The organism is Anaerobiospirillum thomasii, assembly GCF_900445255.1.
Classification (GTDB): domain Bacteria; phylum Pseudomonadota; class Gammaproteobacteria; order Enterobacterales; family Succinivibrionaceae; genus Anaerobiospirillum_A; species Anaerobiospirillum_A thomasii.
In genome coordinates this window covers 1,233,360-1,255,000 of the sequence record NZ_UAPU01000005.1, presented here as the reverse complement: position 1 = coordinate 1,255,000, position 21,641 = coordinate 1,233,360, and the positions used below count along the sequence as shown (strand labels likewise).

Genomic DNA, 21,641 nt, shown 5'->3' with positions numbered 1-21,641 from the left:
TAGCGAAATTCCTTGTCGGGCAAGTTCCGACCTGCACGAATGGTGTAACCATGGCCACGCTGTCTCCACCCGGGACCCAGTGAAACCGAAATCGCTGTGAAGATGCAGTGTACCCGCGGCTAGACGGAAAGACCCCGTGAACCTTTACTGCAGCTTGACACTGAACCTTGAACCTGTTTGTGCAGGATAGGCGGGAGACATTGAAGTAGAAGCGCCAGCTTTTATGGAGTCAACCTTGAAATACCGCCCTGACATGTTTGAGGTTCTAACTAAGTACAACACATACGAGGACAGTGTCTGGTAGGCAGTTTGACTGGGGCGGTCTCCTCCCAAAGGGTAACGGAGGAGCACGAAGGTCAGCTGATCACGGTCGGACATCGTGAGGTCAGTGCAATGGCATAAGCTGGCTTGACTGCGAGAGGCACATCTCGAGCAGGTGCGAAAGCAGGTCATAGTGATCCGGTGGTTCCACATGGACGGGCCATCGCTCAACGGATAAAAGGTACTCTGGGGATAACAGGCTGATACCGCCCAAGAGTTCATATCGACGGCGGTGTTTGGCACCTCGATGTCGGCTCATCACATCCTGGGGCTGAAGTTGGTCCCAAGGGTATGGCTGTTCGCCATTTAAAGTGGTACGCGAGCTGGGTTCAAAACGTCGTGAGACAGTTTGGTCCCTATCTACCGCGGGCGTTGGATGATTGAGGGGGATTGCTCCTAGTACGAGAGGACCGGAGTGAACGCGCCTCTGGTTTACGGGTTGTCATGCCAATGGCACGGCCCGGCAGCCAAGCGCGGAACTGATAACCGCTGAAAGCATCTAAGCGGGAAGCAGGCCCCAAGATGAGTCATCCCTGAGCTTTGAGCTCCTAAAGGTTCGTTGCAGACTACGACGTTGATAGGCTGGATGTGGAAGCGCAGTGATGTGTGAAGCTTGCCAGTACTAATTAACCGTGAGGCTTGGCCATACAACCCCGGAGGGCATGGACATTTAAAGACCTCTTTATACTCAAGAGTTAAAAATCAGTTTGTTATAAGTTTTTTACAGAATTTGTCTGGCGACCATAGTGCTGTAGAACCACCTGTTCCCTTTCCGAACACAGAAGTGAAATGCAGTTGCGCCGATGGTAGTGCAACGTACGATTGTGCGAGAGTAGGTCATCGCCAGGCTTAACTTAGTGCTGATATGGCTCAGTTGGTAGAGCGCACCCTTGGTAAGGGTGAGGTCCCGAGTTCGATTCTCGGTATCAGCACCATCTTAGATCGCAACATCAACTCTCCTTTCATTAATTCACAAAATTTAAATTATATCAATTTCATCATAATTTTAATTTATTCTTTAAAATCAAAGTATTAAACATCATTCAATCTTTTGCACAACCTTAACCCAAATAATTTACCTAGCACCTGTTTTGCTATAAGAGCCTTTCTCACAATACCTGCTACACTCTCAGATCGCAAAATTAGCAAATTCTAACAAAAATTTATATATCCTCTGGTGCCGTTTATTATCCCCATCCTACCTTCATATCCTTACTTAGATCTGTCAGATGAGATATTGTAAGTCTAAGCGGCATACATCTTTTTGCAAAAGCTATATCTATATTTTCATCACATATAGCCCAGATGTCTGCTGTTTTGCAGTTTAAAAGCAAAATTTTATCCTATTTAAACAAGATTTTTTTTATCAAGTTTATTTTTATTATATCTTTTATACACGCAGTTACATACAATCAATTCACTTAGATTCAGGATGGATGTATGACAACGCATAATGACAATTATAAAGGCTTTATTCAAAAGGCCAGCACTATATTTGAAAACAGAATTTATACAGATTACCTGCGCCGCTTTGCCTATGGCACTGATGCCTCATGCTATCGCTATATTCCAAAGGCAGTTATAATTGCCAATGATGAGGAAGATATTAAAAAGATTCTCTCTTTGTCGCATGAGTTTAATGTTGCTTTGACATTCAGAGCAGCAGGCACCTCACTCTCAGGTCAGGCCTCATCGGAGAGCATTCTTGTTATCGCAAGTCACAGATGGCAGGATATTGAGCTTGCAGACGATAAAAGCTCCATTTTCCTGCAGTGTGGTGTTATAGGATCAATGGCCAATGCCGTATTAAAACCTTATGGTAAAAAGATAGGACCTGATCCTGCCACCATCAATCATGCCATGATAGGCGGTATCTTTAACAACAACTCAAGTGGTATGTGCTGTGGCGTCAAGCAAAACAGCTACAACACCATAAAATCAGTACGTGTGATTCTATCTGATGGCAGTGTGCTTGATACCTCAGACAGGGCTTGTGAGAGTGAAAATCTTGCAACCTTTATAAAAAATCACGAGCCTTTAGTTACTAGACTTTTAAATCTGCGTGAGGCTATTTTTCAGGATAGAGAGCTTGTTGCTCTTATCAAACGCAAATATGCCATTAAAAACACTACAGGCTATGCCATCAATTCACTTATAGATTTTGCTGATATTAAGGATATTTTAAATCATATCTTTATTGGATCAGAAGGTACGCTGGCCTTTACCTCAAAGGTTGAGTATGAGTGTGTAGATGATCATCCATGTAAAGCCTGTGCCCTTATTTTCTACAAGGATATATTGCAGGCCTCCTACGCCGTAGCCTCATTAAGTGCCAATCAGTCAATTGTGGCCTCAGCTGAGATTATGGATTATCAGTGTCTGCTCTCAGCCTCAAGCGTGCAGGGAGCTCCTGCCTCACTTGCCTATCTTCAGGAGGGGCAGTGTGCTTTATTGGTACAGCTTGAGGATATTGACGAGGCGGCCCTGGATCTTAAAATCTCCTATATCAATCAGATCCTCGCAGATTTTGAGTCTGTAAATGAAATTGTCTTTAGCAAAGACAGTCAGGAGATTGAGGATAACTGGAAGATAAGAAAATCCATTTTGCCTCTTTGTGCTTCTTTAAGGCCATCTGGCAGTACAGTTATTACCGAGGATATCTGCTTTGATATAGACAATTTTACAGCAGGTATTAACGATATTATAAAGCTTTTTGAGATCTATAACTTCAAAGGCTCGGTCTTTGGTCATGCCCTTGCCGGCAATGTGCATTTTATCATTACTCCAAATTTAAATGATGAAAATGAGGCTCAGCGCTTTGGTGCCTTCATGGAGGCCATGGTCAATATGGTAAGTGAGCGTGGTGGCTCTTCAAAGGCTGAGCATGGCACAGGACGTATGGTAGCTCCATTTGTAGAAAAGGAGTGGGGTGCTAAGGCCTATGCTGTCAACAAAGAGATCAAGGCTATCTTTGATCCAAAAAATCTTATCAATCCTGATGTAATCATAAGTGATGATCCAAAGATCCATGTTAAAAACTTCAAACAGTCCTGCACTGTTGATGATTTTATTGATGCCTGTATGGAATGCGGCTTTTGTGAAAAGGCCTGTCCAAGCCGCGAGTTTACTCTGACCCCAAGACAGAGAATTACAGTCAGACGCGAGATTATACGTCTTGAGAGTATGAATTTTAGAACCAAAGAGCAGGATCTTGAGCTTAGCGAGCTTAAAAAGGGTTATAAGTTCTATGCTCTTGATACCTGTGCCACCTGCTCAATGTGTTCAACTCTCTGCCCGCTTGAGATTGATACAGCAAAAATTGCCAAAAAGCTGCTGCCAGCCTATAAAGGTCCTTTTAAAAAGTATATTGCCTCAAAAAGTGCCGATAATTTTGCAACTACGCTGTCTATGGCTCGCCTTAGCATCAATACAGCCAAGGCTGCATCTTTTGTAGTTGGCGGCAAAAGATTTGGCTCCATTACCAGAGGTCTTAATGCAAAATTATCCATACCTTTTGTGCCAGAGAGTATGCCATCTGCGCACAATCCGGTGCTTAAAAGCAAGGATAATGGAGGGGATCTTAAAGTTATCTACTTTAGCTCCTGCATAAACCGTGTCATTAAAGCCAGGGCAGCAAATGGCAATGAGCAGAAAAAATCACTGCAGATGGCGTTTGAGTCTGTGTGTAAAAAGGCCAAAGTAGATGTTATCTATCCTACAGATTTAAAGCATCTGTGCTGCGGCAAGGCCTATAAGGATTATCCAAAGGCTGCTGAGAAAAAGAAACATGAGCTTTTTGTTAAGCTGCAGAGTATGCTGCTTGAGGATGAAAATACCTGTGTCATCTGCGATCACTCAGCCTGCTCATATGATCTTATAAATGAGTTTAAAGGTCATATGGGAGCTGACAGGGTCTTTGATATGCCGGTTTTTGTGGAAAAATATCTGCTGCCGCGCCTTGATATTGTAAAAAGCTCTGAGAATGTTGCCATTTATCCTGTATGCTCAACCTACAAGGGCAAATGGAGTGAGAGTTTATTTAATATTGCAAGGGCGTGCACTGACGGTCAGGTCTTAAAGCATGAGGGCACCATGTGCTGCGGCTTTGCAGGAGACAAGGGCTTTAGCTGTCCTGATTTAAATACTAGCGCACTTAAAAATCTAAGTGCCTACTATAAAAAAAGCTGCGCTGCTGATTCAAGCTTAAAACGTGGCTTTTCAAGTGCCTCTACCTGTGAGATAGGTTTAAATGATAAAACCACTCTTGTCTGGTCGCATATTATCTCTTTAGTTGATGAGTGCAGCCACTAGGCTTTTAACTTTATCTGCCAGCATATGGCAGATAAAGTTTAGACAATACTCTATAATAGATACATATTTTTTATACCAAAAAGTAGGTTACATGTTTTATAGAGCCCCACCTGATATTAAGTTAAAGAGCATTATTGTCTCGCGTACTGACAAGATAGGCGATCTTATTCTCTCAATTCCTGCCTTTGCCACCTTGCGCAGCATGTATCCTGATGCCACCATCAGTGTTTTAGTGCGCAACTACAATTACGATATTGTCAAATCTCTGCCCTGCATAGATGAGGCTATAGCCATTGACAGCTACAGTGATGATGAACTTAAGACCAAGATAAGAAAGCTAAAGGCTGATGCCTTTGTGGCACTGTACTCTGACGCAAAAGTACTTAAGCTGTGTCGTATGTCACAGGCTGCCATAAAAGTAGGTCCTTTATCCAAGGCAGGCTCATTTTTTGTCTACAGCCATGGTATAAGACAAAGACGCTCAGAGTCTGTAAAAAATGAAGCTCAATATAATCTTGATTTAATTAAAAGACTTAATACAAGACTTTTTGATAAATGCGGCATCAGTATGCAGAAAATTAATATTGATGAGAGCTGTTATTGTCATATTGATGCCTATCTAAAAGATGAGCATATAGACAGATTTGTGCTAGTGCACCCATTTTTCGGAGGCAGTGCCAAAAACTATACTACAGATGAGTATCTGTGTGTGCTAAAAAGGCTGCTTGCTCTTAAAGACAATATTGATATTGTAATAAGTGCTATAGAGGCAGATGCACCTGTTGCTAAAGAGATGGCAGCTAAGCTTGGGCCACGCGCTCATGTCTATATATCAAAGGGCAGTATTTTAAATCTGGCGGCCCTTATTGACAGATGCTGCGTCTATGTAGGCGGCTCCACAGGCCCTTCACATATTGCAGGCAATCTTAAAAAGAAAAGTGTGCTTATCTATCCTGGCAAGGCCACACAGTCACCTGTGCGCTGGGGACAGTATCTAAATGATAAAGCCATCTATATAGTGCCAGATGCAAAAGAGCAGGATAAGGATTATTCAAGCAATGTGTTTGCCTGTGTTGACAAGACTTTACTTGAAAACACAGCTCTTGCCATAAGTGAGGCTGCAGATGAGTGCTAAATTACCTGTAAGTGTAGCCATTATTGCCAATAATGAAGCTGACAGAATTGAAATGACACTAAAGAGTGTGTCTCATTTTGCCTCACAGATTGTAGTTATTGACTCAGGATCAACTGATGGCACGCAGGATCTGTGTCGATCTTATGGGGCTGAGGTTTATGAGGAGAGCTGGAAGGGCTTTGCCGGACAGAAAAACTCTCTTACAGACAAATGCAGCTGTGAGTGGATCTTATATCTTGATGCAGATGAGGTTATAACAGAAAAGCTGCACAGAGAAATTGAAACAGCCATTACACGCAATGATGTGGCAGGTTTTAGTATTAACCGTAAAACCTTTTATTTAGGCCGTCTTTTAGAGCATGCCTGGCAGAAAAACTATCGTCTGCGCCTTGTAAAAAAGTCTGCCAATCCTCTCTGGCGCGGTGAGATTGTACATGAGGAGCTTGTCATTGACGGCAGCTGTGAGAATTTAAAAGAGCATCTTGTGCACTACTCCTATCGTGATATACGCGATCATTTTATACGCACTATAAAATATGCCCGCCTGTCAGCCTACAGCTATAAAAAAAGAGGGCGCAGACCGTCCCTTGTCAAACTGCTTGTCAATCCCATATTTTCTTTTATAAAGCTTTATATTATAAAGTTTGGTTTTTTAGATGGTATTGCAGGTCTTGTAGCAGGAGTGTCGGCCTATATCTACACCTTTTTAAAGTACGCCTTTTTATATGAATTCTACCTTGCAGACACTAAAAAAATATGCGCTGTAGAGGACTGCCCAGAAGGGGTGGCAGGTGCAAAGAGCACAGAGAAAACTGAGCCTTAAAAGTCACAGAAGTTTAAAAGGTATAAATTGTGGCTTTAACTTAGGCTATATACATAGTTTTTATAGGTATATTAGGTTAATGCATTAGATCTGATATTTAGCATAAATATCTGTATCTGTGCTTTTAAAGATGAGACTGTCATTTATATAAATCTATAAAAAAAGTTTAAAGTCGCAACGCTAATATATAAAAATGCTTTTAAATATCATTTAGTTACATTCTATTTGTGATATAAATAGATTTTAACTCTATGGAGCACAACAGTGAGTATTGAAAAACTGACACAGGCCATTTTAGATGGTTATGCTATTACAAAAGAGGAGGCTTTAGCCTTATATGATGAGCCTCTTGAGAGTCTTAAAGAGTCGGCCCTTAAAATAGGTCAGGCTTTTTTTAATGACAGATTTGAGCTGTGTTCAATTACCAATGGCAAGAGCGGACGCTGCTCTGAAAACTGCAAATTCTGTGCTCAGAGCCGGGCCTTTAAAACCGAGGTTGAGGTGACAAATTTAAAAAGCACCAATACCTTTATGGAGGAGGCACAGTATAATGCCACACGTGGTGTGCACCGCTTTTCTATTGTAACCTCAGGCCGCAGACTGCCAAAAGAAGAGGTGGATAAAGTCTGTCTTGCCTATAAGGCCATAGCTGATACCTATAATATTGCCCTGTGTGCCTCACATGGACTTTTAGACTATGAGGATTTTGTAAAGTTAAAGCACAGTGGCGTTACCCGTATTCACAACAATTTAGAAACCTCACGCAACTTTTTTAAAAATGTGTGCACAACCCATACCTATGATCAGAAAATTGAGGCTATAAAGGCTGCACAAAAGGCAGGTCTTGATGTGTGTTCAGGTGGTATTATTGGAATGGGCGAGAGTCTTGAGGATAGAGTGGATATGGCACTTGATCTTAGAGAGCTTGGCATTGTCTCTGTGCCTGTCAATGTATTAAATCCAATCAAGGGTACACCTTTTGAGCATTTACAAAGACTTGATGATACTGAGATTAAAAAGACTGTAGCCATTTTCAGGCACATTCTGCCACGATCAGTGCTGCGCCTGGCAGGAGGGCGTATCTTATTTAATGATATAACACCAGATCTTTATGATTATGGTATCAATGCCATGATTACAGGCGATATGCTTACAACCTGCGGTCTGTCTATTGCATCTGATATCTCAAGTGTTATACAAAAAGGCAGAAGCCTTGATATTATTGAAAAATAATATAAAAAATTAACCTCCACGCAGCAGGCCCTAACAGGGCCTGCAGTCATCAGTGGTGCAAGATCATTTAAAATTTAATATTCTCAATTCAAAACCTCTAGAAGTAAGATACCCATAACCCTTTAGATGACAGCTTTGAAATTGCAATAATGGGCCGACGCCAAACAGAGCAAGGAGTGGTCCAATAAGAAAAGGATTTTTACACAGGCTGAATATGACAGAATGAGGAGATTTTATCTCTTGGCGTTAATGTCACTACTTACTACCATAAGAATATTGAAAGGCTTGGCTGTGTCAAACTAAAGTCTTTCATTACATCCATACTCAGATCAAGACGAAAAGCCTCTTCATTACCGTACTCTGCGCCAGCGTATGTGTAGTAGAGTTGATTAACGCTGATCTTGCCGCCGTCAAAGCAAAACCAATTGCAAATAAAAATTTAAAAGGTGAAGCTGCCGTTGTTAATATAAGCTATGGCAAGGTAGCCTTTGAGGTCAACTTTGACAATGCGCCAAAGCTTATAGCAGAAACCACCCTGTCTTTGCACAACAGTGCCAGATATGGAGAGCAGAAAATGGCAGACCTGTATTACACATTTCAGACGCGAGATTATAAAAGCCTGTAACCCAAGGATTTATGCACAGGACTTGGAAAAGCTTACAGAGCAGGAGCTTACACAAAAGCTGCTGGAGGACTTTAATCCTGAGCATATCAAGGTACCTGCCGCTCTGCTCAAGATATTCTATGCCATAGCTAAAATCTATGAGCTTGAAATTGCCTATCAGAATGATGGCTCTATAGATCGCAACACATATATAAAGTGCAAGCAGGAAAACAGAGAGCAAATGAAAGACTTGTTTGAAAGCATAGATGCAGCTGTAGAATCTATAAAAGATCGCTACGTGGAGCTGACGAGAACTGGAAAATACAGAGCTAAATCCAAATCAAGCCTGTATGCCAAACCTCTGATTTATTACTTAAACCACAAGGACAGTTTTACAACATTCATAGAGAATGTGGAGGTGCCACCTGACTCTAATCATGTGGAGAATATGATACGTCGCATGACCATGATACGCTCCTCTGTGAAACAGAAGGTCAGTGCGCATAATATGCAGGATTTGTGCAAGATAGTGACTGTTTATAAGACACTTGAGCTCAATGGTATTGATACTGAGTCATATCTGAGAAGGCTTAATAACAGCATGTATGCCCATTGCATTAACAAGGCCATGACGCAGTACTACGTGGATAACGGCGAACTACCTAAAGGTCAGATCAAATCATAGGATATGGTCAAGCAGCTACAAGATTTTGACTATACCGAGTTTGACATATTCAAGAACTAATCTATCACCGTAGGTAGGCAAGATACTGCCCGCATCTACCTGATACCCACCTCCCAAGGGATATTGCGCATCCTGATCTGATTTTTGATAAATTATGGGGTCATGGGTATCTTACACATGGAAAGCTGAGTCTATTATCTGCCTTACAAGCTCATGCAATATGTATGGGCAGGGTATGGTCATCCCAGGCTTTTTATGGGTATATGGGAGCTAAAAAAAATCAAAGATGTCATTTTAATCAATTGAGTACATATTTAAGGTCTTTTTAGCTGAACTTTTTTTTTAAAAAGTAGTCTAAGGTCAAGAAATAGAGTAAAATTAGTTGAAGAAATAAATTTTTAGCAGGTAATTTGCATGATAGCACAGCGCACAGTCAGAGAAACAGTATCAGCTACCGGTATTGGACTGCACTCAGGCAAGGCCGTAAAGGTAACTTTTCGCCCGGCTCCTGCAAATACTGGTATTGTTTACACCAGAACCGATTTAAATCCTCCTGTAGAGATGAAGTGCGATGCCACTTCAGTACGTGATACACAGCTGTGTACTGCACTTGTAAATCTTGACGGAGTAAGAATTTCTACAGTTGAGCATCTGACAGCGGCTCTGTCAGCTTTAGGCATTGACAATCTGTATATTGATGTCAACGCCCCTGAGATCCCTGTAATGGACGGCTCAGCACAGCCTTTTATCTATCTGTTTGAAGCTACAGGTGTTGTAGATCTCAATGCCCCTAAGCAGTATTTTAGAGTGCTGCGTAAGGTGCGCGTGGAAGATGGAGACAAATGGGCTGAATTAAATCCAAGTGACAATGGTTTTTCACTGGATCTGACCATTGATTTTACCCATCCTGCTATGGAGAAGGAGCATCAGAGATTTGTCTTTGATTTTTCAGGCAATGGCTTTGCCAAAGAGCTCTCACGTGCCAGAACCTTCTGCTTCATGCGCGATGTGGAATATATGCATGCCCATCAGTTAGCCTTAGGCGGCTCACTTGAAAATGCCATTGTGCTTGATGACTACAGAGTGATAAATCCAGACGGTCTGCGTTATCCAAATGAGTTTGTAAAGCACAAGATGCTAGATGCCATTGGCGATCTGTATATGGCAGGCCACAGCATTTTAGGAGCCTTTAGCGCCTACAAGACCGGTCATGCTTTAAACAACAAGCTTTTACGTGCCCTGCTTGATAATCCTTTGAATTTTGAGCTGGTATCTTTTGCTCAGGAGGAGGAGTCAAGTACCTTTGAGTTTATCGATACCAAAGAGCACAAAGGCGTATTTTTAAGCGTATAGTAACGATGCGCATCAAAGCCGGATGGCTTGAAGGAGTAAGGCAGGTGCCTACTCCTTTTTTCAATCGCCGACCTTGCCCTCTTGATATATCTCTTATTGTCATACACTGTATAGCTCTGCCGCCTAAAACTTTTGGCACACCATACGTGGATCAGCTCTTTTGCGGCACATTAAACAAAAATGATCATCCATATTTTGTGGATATTGCAGATCTTGAGCTCTCAACCCATGTCTTTATAGACAGACACGGGCGTATTACACAGTATGTATCCTTTTTAGACAGGGCCTATCATGCCGGCCGCTCATGCTACAATGGTAAAAAAGAGTGCAATGATTACTCTGTGGGCATTGAGCTTGAAGGTTATGATGATTGTCCCTACACTATAGAGCAGTACAGCACGCTTAAGGAAGTTATAGCTGCGCTTAAGGATAATTACAGCGCCATTGGCAACAATATAGCAGGCCACAATGAAATAGCTCCGCTACGCAAGACCGATCCGGGTCCTGCCTTTGATTTTTCACAAGTTAGATAAATTTTTTTCAAGGATTCTGTATGAATAACAGTGCATATCTTAAATCATATTTTGAAAGTGCCGCAGAAAGAGCCCGCCTTGGGGTTGAAGCTCTGCCGCTTAGTGTCACTGAGGTAGAGGAGCTGTGCTCCTTACTGCAAAACCCTCCTGTCGGTGCCGAGGAAACTTTAGTCACTCTGTTAAGAAACCGTGTGCTGCCAGGTGTGGATGATGCAGCTAAAATCAAGGCTGAGTTTTTATATGCCATAGCTACAAAGCAGAAGGTAAGTCCGCTTATTGACGGTAAAAAGGCTGTAGAGTTTTTAGGTCTGATGCGCGGCGGCTATAATGTAAAACCTCTTATCTCGCTTTTAGACAATGATGAGCTTGCTCAATCTGCCAAAGAGGCCTTAGAGTCTACACTTTTAATCTATGATGCCTTTGATGATGTGGCAGCTCTTGCTGATAAGGGCAATAAATATGCTCTGTCATTAATACAAAGCTGGGCTGCTGCCACCTGGTTTTTAAATAAAAAAGATCTTGATGACACCATTACCTTAACTGTATTTAAAGTCTCAGGCGAGGTTAATACCGATGATCTCTCACCTGCAACAGATGCCTGGTCACGTCCTGATATTCCACTGCATGCTCTTGCCATGTTTAAAAACTCACGTGATGGTTTAAAGGCTGATATTGAAGGTGTGCGCGGTCCTGTGACCTTGATTGAAAGTCTTAAGAAAAAAGGCTATCCACTTGTCTATGTGGGTGATGTGGTAGGTACTGGCTCATCACGCAAGAGTGCCACAAACTCAGTGCTCTGGCACATGGGCCGTGATATTGACGGTGTACCTAACAAAAGAGAAGGCGGCTTTGTCTTTGGCGGCAAGATAGCTCCTATTTTCTACAATACTCTTGAGGACTCAGGTGCTCTGCCAGTTGAGATGGATGTCTGTGCTCTTAACATGGGCGATGTTATCGATCTTAAAGTGCATGAGGGCCGTATTGTAAAGCATGGCGGCGATGAAACTTTAGCAACCTTCAGCCTAAAGACCGATACTCTTTTAGATGAGGTCAGAGCAGGTGGCCGTATTGCTCTTATCATTGGCCGCGATCTGACTAAAAAGGCCTGTGATTATCTTAAGAAGGATATGCCAGAGTGCCTTTCACACAAGGCAGCTGATGTTAAAGTGAGCGGCGGCTTTACCCGCGCACAGAAGATTGTAGGTCTTGCCTGTGGCAAAGAGGGTGTACGCCCACATGAGTACTGTGAGGTCAAGGTGGCAACTGTTGGCTCACAGGATACTACAGGTCCTATGACACGCGATGAGCTAAAGGATCTGGCCTGTCTTAAATTTCAGGCTCCTGTTGTCATGCAGTCATTCTGCCACACTGCAGCCTATCCAAAGAGTGTTGATGTTAAAACTCACAAGACACTGCCAAAATTTATTGAAGAGCGCGGCGGTATTGCACTCAAACCTGGTGATGGTGTAATTCACTGCTTCTTAAACCGTATGGCACTGCCAGATACTTTAGGCACAGGCGGTGACAGTCATACCCGTATGCCAATTGGTATCTCCTTTGCAGCAGGCTCTGGTCTTGTAGCTTTTGCCGCAGCTACAGGTATGATGCCGCTTGATATGCCTGAGTCTGTACTTGTACGCTTTAAAGGTACAAGAAACAAGGGTATTACATTGCGTGATCTGGTGCATGCCATTCCTTACTATGCTATAAAGCAGGGTCTTTTGACTGTTGAGAAAAAGGGTAAGAAAAATATTTTCTCAGGCCGTATTTTAGAGATTGAAGGTCTTGAGGATCTTGAGGTGGAGCATGCCTTTGAGCTTACCGATGCCTCAGCAGAAAGATCGGCTGCAGCCTGTTCTATACGTCTTGGCCGTGAGAGTGTAGTCAAATATCTAAAATCCAATGCCATGATGCTGCGCAATATGGCCAAAGACGGCTATGAGTCAGCCAAGGCTTTAAATGACAGAGCCGATCTTATGGACAAATGGTGTGAGAGCGGCACTTTAATTGAGGCCGATCCAGACTGCACCTATGCTGCCACAATTGAGATTGATATGTCAGAGATTAAAGAGCCAATACTGTGTGCTCCGAACGATCCTGATGATGTGCATCTTTTAAGCGAGTTTAGCAATACCAAGATTGATGAGGTCTTTGTGGGCTCCTGTATGACCAATATAGGTCATTATCGTGCCGTATCCGAGCTTTTATCCGATGTCAAAGGTCAGGTACCTGTACGTCTGTGGATAGCCCCACCTACCCGTATGGATAAGGATGAGCTTATAGAAGAGGGAGCCTATTCAACCTTTGGCAAGGCAGGTGCCCGTATTGAGGTGCCAGGCTGTTCACTGTGCATGGGTAATCAGGCCCGTGTTGAGGACAATGCCACTGTGGTTTCAACCTCAACCCGCAACTTCCCTAACCGTCTAGGTACAGGTGCCAAGGTCTATCTGTCATCGGCAGAGCTTGCTGCAGTGTGCGCAAGATTAGGCCGCATACCTAGTACTGATGAGTACTTTGAGGCTATGGCTGCTCTTGATGGCAAAGAGAGCGAAATTTACCGACTGCTTGATTTTGCAGCACTGTAAAATTTAAAAAATTATAAAAAAGCCACTTCAGTAACGTTTTGAAGTGGTTTTTTTTTGCTAGAATAGGAAAGATGTCAATTGGGCATAACTTAAGATTTACTCTAAAATAGATTTACTCTAAGGAGTCTCACATGAAAGTTGCCGTTTTAGGTGCAGCAGGTGGTATCGGTCAGCCACTATCAATGATTTTAAAGAATCAGTTACCAGCAGGTTCAGAGCTGAGCTTATTTGACGTAGCACCATTTACTCCAGGTGTTGCCAAGGATTTAAGCCACATCCCTACAGATGTAAAGGTTGAGGGTTTTACCGGCGATGATCTGCAGAAGGCTCTTGCTGGTGCCGACGTTGTTGTTATCCCAGCTGGCGTTGCCAGAAAGCCTGGCATGACCCGTGATGATTTATTCAAGGTTAATGCCAGTATCGTTGCCAACCTGGTCAAGAACTGTGCCAAGGCATGTCCAAAGGCCTGTATCTGCATTATCACCAACCCAGTCAACTCAACTGTACCTCTTGCAGCTGAAGTATTAAAGGCTGAGGGTGTATACGACAAGCACCGTCTGTTTGGTGTTACCGTGCTTGACGTTCTGCGTTCAGAGACCATGATTGCCCAGGAGATGGGCGTATCTAACGAGCGCGTTGTTGTGCCAGTAATCGGCGGTCACTCAGGCACCACCATTCTGCCACTGATTTCACAGGTTATAGGCTCAGAGGTTATCTGCCAGGACAAGATCCCACAGTTAACAGCAGACATTCAGAATGCTGGTACTGCAGTTGTTGAGGCCAAGGCCGGTGCAGGTTCTGCCACTCTGTCAATGGCAGCAGCCGGTGCCCGTTTTGCTCTTAAGGTTCTGCGTGGTCTTATGGGCGAGCCTGGTGTGGTTGAGTATGGCTACACCGAGGGTGGTTCAAAGTACAATACATTCTTTGCCCAGGGTCTTGTATTTGGCAAGAACGGCTGGGAGAGAACTCTTGACATCGGCACTTTAAGCGCCTACGAGCAGCAGTGCCTTGATGCCTTAGTTCCTGAGCTTGATGGCAACATCAAGAAGGGTGTTGACTTTGCCAAGACCTGGATCGAAGAGAACAAATAATTAAAGATTAACCTCTTTTTTTGTTGTACAAAGCCACTTTAAAAAAAGTGGCTTTTTTTATTGAAGAAATTTTAAACCCTGCCGTTATTATTTTTACGAAGTAAGTTTATCGAGGTGTGATTATGAAATGTAAACTTACAAAATGTGCTGCAGGTGTTTTATCCTGTGCCTTTTTGATGCAGTCTCCGGCTTTTGCATCCATGGAAACTGTGCTTACAGATACCAAGGTTAAAGTAGCTCACAGTGCTCTTGAGTACTCACTGAAAAAATATCAGGAGGAAACAGCAACTGTCAGCATGTATACCAATGCACAGATGGATAAGTTAATTGCTCAGCATAGACATCTTAGTGTTATAAAAGACAATGATAAATGTCAGTTTACTCCTGACATTGAAGCCCGTGCCAGAGTGGTGGGTGTACCTGCATTTGAATTTGCCTGGGGTGATATGCTCATAAACGGTGTATGTGTACAGCAGGATGTCAAGTTAGGTCTTGATTTTATGAACAGAGCTATTGAACATGCCTATGCTCCTGCCTTTGAGAGAATGTCACAGTACTATGAAAAGGGTATATATGTAGGTGAGGATCTGGTTAAATCTGAAACCTATATGCGTGTTGCAGCCTCATTAGGCTCTGACACAGGACGCCTTGGCTGGGTGGATATGCTGGTGCGTGGTTTCGGCTCTCCTGCCATGTATGAACAGGCCTACAGCTGGCTGTATCATACCACCTTCAATGATAGCTATCACAAGGCTAAAAGTGACTATCTTATCTCACAGCTTGGCAAGAAGATGCCGCCAAACATCATTGCCAGAGCCGTAGCTATAGAATACGATCTTCTTGGAAAATAAGATTATGGGGCATCATGTATATGATGCCTTATCTTTTTGTGCCTGCCTCATTTTTAAACACGTGCTACTGCCCATATTTTAAAATACTGCTATAATCTCAACGGTTATATAAGAGGGTTTTACATGTTTGACAATCTAACACAGCGACTTAATCGTACCTTAAAGAATATCAAGGGCCAGGGCCGTATTACAGAAGATAATATCAAAGATACCCTGCGCGAGGTCAGAACAGCTCTGCTTGAGGCAGATGTGGCACTGCCTGTTGTTAAAAGTTTTACAGCAAGAGTCAAGGAAAGAGCCTTGGGACAGGAGGTAAGTTTAAGTCTTACCCCAGGTCAGGAGTTTATCAAGGGCGTTTATGATGAGCTGGTGCAGACCATGGGTGGTCAGACAGAAGAGCTCAATCTGGCCCATCAGCCGCCTGCAGTAATTCTTCTTGCAGGTCTGCAGGGTGCCGGTAAAACCACATCTGCAGCCAAACTTGCACTTTATATAAAAGAAAGACTTAAAAAGTCAGTGGCCATGGTCTCTGTTGATACCTACAGACCTGCAGCTATTGAGCAGCTTGCCACTTTAGGTCGCGATGTCGGAGTTGAGGTTATACCTTCAGATGCTACACAAAAACCTGAGGATATTGCAGCAATTGCGCTTGATTATGCTAAAAAGAAGGTTTTTGATGTACTTATTGTCGATACAGCAGGTCGTCTTGCAGTAGATGAGTATATGATGCAGGAGGTCAAAAGCCTGCATGGTATTTTAGATCCTATAGAGACTTTGTTTGTGGTTGACGCCATGACAGGTCAGGATGCTGCCAATACAGCCAAAGCCTTTTCCGAGGCTCTACCTCTTACCGGTGTTATCCTTACCAAGGCCGATGGTGATGCCAGAGGCGGTGCTGCCCTGTCTGTGCGTGAGATTACAGGCAAGAGCATTAAATTTATAGGTATGGGCGAGAAGGTAGCTGCCCTTGAGCCATTCCACCCTGACAGAATTGCTTCACGTATTTTAGATATGGGAGATCTGCTCTCTCTTATTGAAGAGCTGCAGAGAAATACCGATGAGACCAAAACCAAGGCCATGGCCGATAAGATTAAATCGGGCAAGGGCTTTACTCTTGAGGATTTTGCCGAGCAGCTGCGCGAGATGAAAAAGATGGGTGGCATGACCTCACTGCTAGAAAAGATGCCTGGTATGGGCGGTATGGCTGACAAGATTAAAGATCAGGTCAATGACAAATCTCTTGTGCATCTTGAGGCTATTATCAACTCCATGACCCCAAAGGAGAGGCGCAAACCTGAGATTATCAAGGGTTCACGCAAAAGACGTATTGCTGCCGGTGCCGGTGTGCAGATCTATGAGGTCAATCAGCTGTTAAAGCAGTTTGATACCATGCAGCGCATGATGAAGAAAATGGGTAAGGGCGGTGTACGTAAAATGGCCGGTGCCATGCGTGGCATGATGGGCGCTATGGGTGGCGGCATGCCAAATCTTGGTGGCTTTGGCGGCGGTAATTTCTTTAAGCGCTAAATGCAATAAATTTATAAAGTCATGACAGCTACTTAAAAGTGCTCTAATGTCATGACTTTATAAAAATACTTCATACCTAGGATCTTAGTAAAGTCTTGATTTTTAAGCATTTATTAAAATCCAGAAGTTTTTGGCTTAAAATCATTCCGCAAACCCGCATTCTATCGTGCTAAAAATTAGTGCAAAAGACCTCGATGCGGGTTTTTTGTTTGATTTTTTTGGAAACATACAATTCTGATACAAAAAGAGGTTGTTAGAAGTATTAAAAACGATCTAACAGATTGTTTTATAAAGGATTTTTATGGGGTATAGCAAGTTTCCATGGTATAATATACCAAACCAAACCAAACAAAGGAAAACTTGCTATGTCTTTATTATCTCAAATTAATCTCTATATTCAAAGAGCTGAACTCTTAAATATTTTAACCGTCTTCAGCAAAGAGCTTATTAATAATTTTGCCAGAAAAAATGGCACACTCAAAAGGCAAAGAAAAGTTACAATAGCTGAACTTCTCTCAGCTCTTTTAACATATGCCTCTACTAACCAAAACTCTAACAATATAACCTTTACTTTAAATGGATTTCATAAGTGCTATTCTGACATGTTTGGCATTGATATATCTTCAAAGGCTCTTCACAACCGTCTGCGTTCAGAGGGACTGCTTGAAGTTATGAAGAATACTATAGAAAACCTCTCTATGCTTGTTAAAGACGATACTAATGAAACTGGTCTGAAACTGCTTGAGGCTTACAGGCAGAGTGTCGGTGTTAATGATATTATCATGGTGGATGGCTCTGAAATCTCCCTTAGATACTCAGCCTATGACAACTTTAGCTGCAAGGCTAAAACACGTAATCCTGACAAGACCAACCCTGATAAAAAATCTGCCGCTATTAAACTGCATACGGGGTTTTCTATTGTAAATAATATGCCTACACATATTGATATTACGGAGGCTGTAGCCAATGAAAGAGAGCACCTGTCACCAGATATCTATGAGCAGGTGTTATATCTGTGCGACAGGGGATATGTATCTGAAGCTTTATATTTGCTACTTATATCCAAGGGGCATTATTTTATATTCAGAGGCAAGGAGAATTGCGCCTATAAGATTATTCATGCAATGGATGGCAACGGAGCCACGTTACATGAATTTGAAGGATGCAAACCATGTCAGCACTTAAATGGCAGCAAATATCCTCTGGTTGATATGGCTGTGCAGGTTAACGATGATACCGTTTTAAGGATGATTCGTATCTATAATCCTGTTGATGATAAATTTAATTATTTCATCACCAACATAGATGCAAGCCGTGTAGCAGCATCAGTTATAGCTGATACTTACAGGACGCGCTGGTCCTGCGAGATCATGTTTAAAGCACTTAAAAGTAGCAACAGCCTCTGCTCTATCAATTCGTCCATCAAAGAAATTATCCTGCTCTTTATTTATGCAAGTATTGGCTCATACCTCATCAAAAAGCTTATAGCAAAACAGCTTCAGAAAAAGAAAAGAGATGACCAACGTAAAAAACGGGAAATATCTCTGTTAAAGATGGCTTCCTCTATCAGAGATATAGGACCATTGTTAAAAGCCATGGTCAAAGGCGCTAAGTCTACAATATACAATGAGATCAGCAAGTTTGAAGGTCTTTTAGATTCTATGATGCGAACTAAACCATCACAAAGGGATATAGATCTTAAAAAGGACGTAAGCCTCCTGGTCGATAAAATTTACAATACACACCATATGACGAAAGACTTTTTAATACCGCACAAAATTGATGTTACAATCAAGGCTTAAGTTCATGGGTATGAAAATACTTTGATTTAGATCTTGATTTTTTCCTAGATTTAGGTAAAATCGCTCCACTGTATATTAGTAACAAGACGGTCTCATGTGGGATCGTCATTTATTTGTAGGTACAATACGAAATGGTAGTCATTCGTTTACGTCGTGTAGGCGCTAAGAAGCGTCCTTTCTATCACGTTGTTGTAGCTGATTCACGTTTTGCTGCAACAGGTCGTTTTATTGAGCAGGTTGGTATTTTCAACCCAATTGCCACCGGTAAAGAAGTTCGTCTGCGTCTTGATGCAGATCGTATTCAGTACTGGATCGGTACAGGTGCTCAGCCATCAGATCGTGTAGCTCGTTTAATCAAAGAGAACGAGATGGGACCTGAGGCTGTTGCCAAGTATCGTGAAGAAAAGCATGCCGCTGCTGTTGCCCGTCGCCAGGCAAAGGCTGAGGCTGAGGCTGCTGCCGCAGCTCAAGAGGCTCAGGCTTAATACTTCTCCTCTATGCAAGGAGATGAACCACGCTCCATGGGCAGACTTGGGTCTACCTTTGGAATAAAGGGCTACCTTAAGGTACAGTCCTTTACAGAGCAACCTGAAAACCTTTTTGACTACTCGCCATGGTACATTTCAAGGCGTGGGGATGATTGGCGTGAGGTTCAGGTCGAAGCTTTTAAACCGCATGGAGATACTTTCATTGTAAAGCTTCATGGGGTTGACGTCCGCGAAGAGGCAGCGCTTCTGACCGGAATGGATATAGGGATCAGGCGTTCAAGCCTACCCCCTGCATCAGATGGTGAGTTTTATCTGTGCGATCTTGAAGGCTGCACAGTAATAGGCATCAATGATGTATGTCTTGGCACAGTGTCAAGAGTTATGGATCAAGGAGCCGCTCCTTTACTTGTGGTGTCTCCCTCTGACCGGACAAAAGGTGATCGCAAAGAGCGATTGATTCCTTTTGTTAAAGGCCCTATTGTGACAGATGTTGATCTCGAATCTGGCATAATCAGGGTAGAGTGGGGCGAAGATTACTAGACATGTGGTTTGGTATAGTTTCGCTATTCCCGCAGATGTTCAGCGCTGTAACTGCATATGGCGTAACGCGCAGGGCCTGTGAAAAAGGCCTGATTGAGGTACACACCTACAATCCGCGCGATTATACCTATGACAAGTATAAGACTGTGGACGACAAGCCGTACGGCGGCGGTCCTGGCATGCTTATGAAGGTACAGCCTCTGACGGATGCTATAAGTCAGGCCCGTCGCGAAGCACCTGTAGGAACCAAGGTCGTATGCATGTCTCCTCAGGGAGCGCGTCTCGATCACTCGCTGGTCACGAAATTCCATGAATGGGGTTCGATTATTCTTGTAGCAGGACGCTATGAGGGTATTGATGAACGCGTCCTTCAGAAGCAGGTCGATCTGGAGGTTTCAATTGGTGACTACGTGCTGTCGGGAGGCGAATTACCCGCCATGTGTGTCATCGATGCAGTATCAAGAATGGTGCCTGGAGTTTTAGGCGACATTCAGAATGCTCAAGAGGACTCTTTTGCAAAAGGTCTGCTGCATTTTCCTCAGTACACACGTCCTGAGGCGGTTGATGGAGATAAAGTTCCTGATATTGTTTTATGCGGTGATCACGCAAAGATCCGACGCTGGAGATTACAGCAGGCTTTAGGTCGCACCTATGAGCGCAGACCTGATCTGCTAAGGTCCAGAACATTTTCAGATGATGAGCTTATGCTTATCGTCGACTATCTCAGGGATAAAGGTCTTGAGGTAGAGGCAAAAACAATTTTATTTAATATTCAGGGTAGGTAATTAATATGGCCAGCCATCCAATTATTGATCAACTCGAGAAAGAGCAGATCCGCACTGATATCCCAGAGTTCAATCCTGGTGATACCGTACGTGTAGAGGTTCGCGTTGTTGAAGGTGACAAGACACGTCTGCAGGCTTTTGAGGGTAACGTTATTGCCAAGCGCAACCGTGGCTTAAACTCATCATTCACTGTACGTAAGATGTCATCAGGTGAGGGTGTAGAGCGTGTATTCCAGACTCATTCACCAATGATTGCCTCTGTTAAGGTAACTCGTCGTGGTGATGTACGCCGTGCCAAGCTGTACTACTTACGCAGCCGCACCGGTAAGGCCGCTCGTATCCGCGAGAAGGTTTAACGGATCTATGCTGATGCCAGTCATATCTGGCATCAGTTGTAACAGGTCTTTATATTATCTTCTATATTTATTTACCGTCTAATCTTCACAATAACATCTACAGTTTTTAATCTTAAACCCTTAATCTTATATCATTTATCTTTCCCCTATATGCGCAAGTCATTGACTAAAGTCTCTTATCAATTCCCTTTGGATAAAACCTCATAGATCTGGCGGCTAAATAAACACTTAACAAACTTGGCAAATTTAAACATTTTAAAAATTTATAAGCTTTATTTTAGCTTTAAATTTAATATTATTTATACTTAAGTTCTTATTATTAAAGTGTTTTTTAAAATTCCAAGATCGTATACACAAAATTTTTCAAAAAAGTTCTTGACCGATCACACTTTGACCTATATAATATATCACATCAAGACAGTCGCGGGGTGGAGCAGCCCGGTAGCTCGTCGGGCTCATAACCCGAAGGTCGTAGGTTCAAATCCTGCCCCCGCAACCAATAAAGAAACTTACCGCAAATGGTAAGTTTTTTTTGTTTTTGCCCCTCTGAAATTTCCCATTGCCACAAGTCACAGCCTAAGTGTACTTAGTACAATATATTTTCAATACTTGCAAAAA

At 42.8% G+C, this 21,641-nt stretch carries 16 protein-coding genes, 2 tRNA genes, 2 rRNA genes and 1 pseudogene (1 of these 21 only partly in view); all 21 read left to right on the top strand.

All coding sequences use genetic code 11. From position 1 onward, the window contains the following. Window positions 1-968: ribosomal RNA gene (locus DRZ93_RS05510) — 23S ribosomal RNA — on the top strand; it begins 1,913 nt to the left of the window's first position. An 86-nt stretch (window positions 969-1,054) separates the two neighbouring features. Beyond that, window positions 1,055-1,170, top strand: a 5S ribosomal RNA gene (gene rrf, locus DRZ93_RS05505). A gap of 10 nt (window positions 1,171-1,180) precedes the next feature. Further along, a tRNA-Thr gene (locus DRZ93_RS05500) sits at window positions 1,181-1,256 on the top strand. Between the two features lie 505 nt (window positions 1,257-1,761). Continuing rightward, window positions 1,762-4,632, top strand: a complete 2,871-nt coding sequence (locus tag DRZ93_RS05495; RefSeq protein WP_113746040.1) for an FAD-binding and (Fe-S)-binding domain-containing protein — start codon at window positions 1,762-1,764, stop codon at window positions 4,630-4,632. A 91-nt stretch (window positions 4,633-4,723) separates the two neighbouring features. Next, window positions 4,724-5,767, top strand: coding sequence for a glycosyltransferase family 9 protein (locus tag DRZ93_RS05490; protein ID WP_172458063.1), 1,044 nt, complete (start codon window positions 4,724-4,726; stop codon window positions 5,765-5,767). Further along, window positions 5,757-6,590 (top strand): glycosyltransferase family 2 protein, encoded by an 834-nt coding sequence (locus DRZ93_RS05485; RefSeq protein ID WP_113746038.1) that lies wholly within the window; start codon window positions 5,757-5,759, stop codon window positions 6,588-6,590. Before DRZ93_RS05490 ends, DRZ93_RS05485 begins: the two co-directional genes overlap by 11 nt. Before the next feature lie 264 nt (window positions 6,591-6,854). Continuing rightward, on the top strand, window positions 6,855-7,823 hold the full coding sequence (gene bioB, locus DRZ93_RS05480; protein WP_113746037.1) for a biotin synthase BioB: 969 nt from the start codon (window positions 6,855-6,857) through the stop codon (window positions 7,821-7,823). Between the two features lie 385 nt (window positions 7,824-8,208). Further along, complete coding sequence (locus tag DRZ93_RS13520) at window positions 8,209-8,448, top strand: hypothetical protein (RefSeq protein WP_113743022.1); 240 nt, start codon at window positions 8,209-8,211, stop codon at window positions 8,446-8,448. Continuing rightward, window positions 8,384-9,112 carry an IS66 family transposase gene (locus tag DRZ93_RS05475; RefSeq protein ID WP_113746036.1) on the top strand — a complete coding sequence of 243 codons (729 nt, stop codon included), beginning with the start codon at window positions 8,384-8,386 and terminating at the stop codon, window positions 9,110-9,112. Before DRZ93_RS13520 ends, DRZ93_RS05475 begins: the two co-directional genes overlap by 65 nt. 414 nt (window positions 9,113-9,526) lie before the next feature. Continuing rightward, entirely contained in the window at window positions 9,527-10,465 is a 939-nt protein-coding gene (gene lpxC / locus DRZ93_RS05470; protein ID WP_113746035.1) for a UDP-3-O-acyl-N-acetylglucosamine deacetylase, read from the top strand. Between the two features lie 5 nt (window positions 10,466-10,470). After that, complete coding sequence (ampD, locus tag DRZ93_RS05465; protein ID WP_113743019.1) at window positions 10,471-10,998, top strand: 1,6-anhydro-N-acetylmuramyl-L-alanine amidase AmpD; 528 nt, start codon at window positions 10,471-10,473, stop codon at window positions 10,996-10,998. A gap of 20 nt (window positions 10,999-11,018) precedes the next feature. Continuing rightward, on the top strand, window positions 11,019-13,583 hold the full coding sequence (locus DRZ93_RS05460) for a bifunctional aconitate hydratase 2/2-methylisocitrate dehydratase (protein ID WP_113746034.1): 2,565 nt from the start codon (window positions 11,019-11,021) through the stop codon (window positions 13,581-13,583). A 131-nt stretch (window positions 13,584-13,714) separates the two neighbouring features. Further along, entirely contained in the window at window positions 13,715-14,674 is a 960-nt protein-coding gene (gene mdh / locus DRZ93_RS05455) for a malate dehydrogenase (RefSeq protein WP_113743017.1), read from the top strand. 122 nt (window positions 14,675-14,796) lie between these two features. After that, window positions 14,797-15,525: a tetratricopeptide repeat protein gene (locus DRZ93_RS05450; protein WP_113743016.1), complete on the top strand. Its 729-nt coding sequence runs from the start codon at window positions 14,797-14,799 to the stop codon at window positions 15,523-15,525. A gap of 123 nt (window positions 15,526-15,648) precedes the next feature. Continuing rightward, window positions 15,649-17,052, top strand: coding sequence for a signal recognition particle protein (gene ffh / locus DRZ93_RS05445; protein ID WP_113746033.1), 1,404 nt, complete (start codon window positions 15,649-15,651; stop codon window positions 17,050-17,052). 365 nt (window positions 17,053-17,417) lie between these two features. After that, complete coding sequence (locus tag DRZ93_RS05440; protein WP_113745805.1) at window positions 17,418-18,854, top strand: IS4 family transposase; 1,437 nt, start codon at window positions 17,418-17,420, stop codon at window positions 18,852-18,854. 131 nt (window positions 18,855-18,985) lie between these two features. Then, window positions 18,986-19,216, top strand: a pseudogene (gene rpsP, locus DRZ93_RS05435) (30S ribosomal protein S16); the annotation flags it as partial. A 159-nt stretch (window positions 19,217-19,375) separates the two neighbouring features. Beyond that, window positions 19,376-19,882, top strand: coding sequence for a ribosome maturation factor RimM (gene rimM, locus DRZ93_RS05430; RefSeq protein ID WP_172458061.1), 507 nt, complete (start codon window positions 19,376-19,378; stop codon window positions 19,880-19,882). Window positions 19,883-19,884: 2 nt separating this feature from the next. Next, a complete protein-coding gene (gene trmD, locus DRZ93_RS05425; protein ID WP_113743012.1) occupies window positions 19,885-20,667 on the top strand; it encodes a tRNA (guanosine(37)-N1)-methyltransferase TrmD in 783 nt (260 codons plus the stop codon). A 5-nt stretch (window positions 20,668-20,672) separates the two neighbouring features. Continuing rightward, on the top strand, window positions 20,673-21,023 hold the full coding sequence (gene rplS, locus DRZ93_RS05420) for a 50S ribosomal protein L19 (RefSeq protein WP_113743011.1): 351 nt from the start codon (window positions 20,673-20,675) through the stop codon (window positions 21,021-21,023). Window positions 21,024-21,445: 422 nt separating this feature from the next. Next, window positions 21,446-21,522: transfer RNA gene (locus DRZ93_RS05415), tRNA-Met, on the top strand. Window positions 21,523-21,641 lie beyond the last annotated feature (119 nt).